This is a genomic window from Pseudomonas sp. WS 5146 (assembly GCF_012985495.1).
Classification (GTDB): domain Bacteria; phylum Pseudomonadota; class Gammaproteobacteria; order Pseudomonadales; family Pseudomonadaceae; genus Aquipseudomonas; species Aquipseudomonas edaphica.
Genome location: NZ_JAAQWL010000026.1, coordinates 1 through 1,232 on the forward strand (window position 1 = coordinate 1; position 1,232 = coordinate 1,232).

General features: G+C 52.8%; 1 pseudogene. It reads left to right on the top strand.

The annotated features are described in order from the left end of the window. The first annotated feature begins 84 nt into the window (after positions 1-84). A pseudogene (locus tag HBO41_RS29320) lies at positions 85-1,209 on the top strand (IS481 family transposase). The last annotated feature ends 23 nt before the right edge of the window (positions 1,210-1,232 follow it).

Here is a 1,232-nt window from a genome sequence, read left to right on the forward strand (position 1 = left end):
TGTACGGACCGGACACATGGTTGACGGGTGTGCGGGGACATGGTGGACACTTCTCGGCGAAGCCAGCTTCGCCGGGAGGCCATCATGCCCTGGAACACGAGAGACGCCATGAGCCTAAAACAAGAGTTTGTTTCCTTAGCAAAGAAACCCGGCAGTAATAAGCGAGAGCTGTGTCGACGATTTGGTATAAGTCCGCAAACCGCCTACAAGTGGCTAAAGCGTTACGAGGCCGGCGGCTCTGCAGGTTTGCAAGAGAAGTCACGCAGGCCCGCCAGCAGCCCCAAACTGACCCGGGCCGAGCTGGAGGCTGAGGTCGTTGCACTTCGCCAAGATCATCCGGCATGGGGCGGACGCACAATTAGCAGCATGCTGGACAAGCGAATTGCTCCCAGTACTGTCACTAATGTCCTGCACCGGCACAGCTTGATTAAGCCTTCAGAGAAAGAACCAGAGGCCCGGCTGAGATTTGAACATCCTGAGCCCAACGATCTTTGGCAGATGGATTTCAAAGGCCACTTTGCAATGCAGCAAGGCCGATGCCACCCCCTGACCATCCTGGACGATCATTCGCGGTTCAACCTGGCCATCCAAGCGTGTGATAACGAGCGAGGCACCACCGTAAAACAGAAGATGAGCGAGGTATTTGAAACTTACGGTTTACCGGCACGTATCAACGTCGACAATGGCGCGCCATGGGGCTCACCGCGTAATCCTGGCGAGATCACAGAGTTGAGTATTTGACTGGTGCGTTTGGGAATTCGGATAAGTTTCAGTCGTCCCTACCATCCGCAAACAAATGGGAAAATCGAGCGTTTTCATCGATCACTCAAGGCAGAAGTCCTTAACGGGCGTCACTTTTCTACGCTAGCGGATGCTCAATCAGCATTCGATCAATGGCGTGAAATATACAACCTGCAACGTCCTCATCAGGCGCTGGAATACAAGGTGCCCATGGACCGCTATCGCAGCAGTCCTTGGGCTTATCCGCAAAAGCTACCTGAGTTTGAATACGGACCAGACGACGTGTTAGCCAAGGTTTATCACAGCCGTTTTCGCTTCCAAAAACGCTACTTCAGCATCGCAAAAGGCTTGGTAGGACAGCACATAGCAATCCGCCCGAACGCAGAAAGCGATGGTCTGTTCGACGTCTATTTCTGCCATCACTTTTTGCGAACAATCGACATTAGTAAGCCTGATTATGGTCAATAATGTGTCCACCATGTCCCCGCACA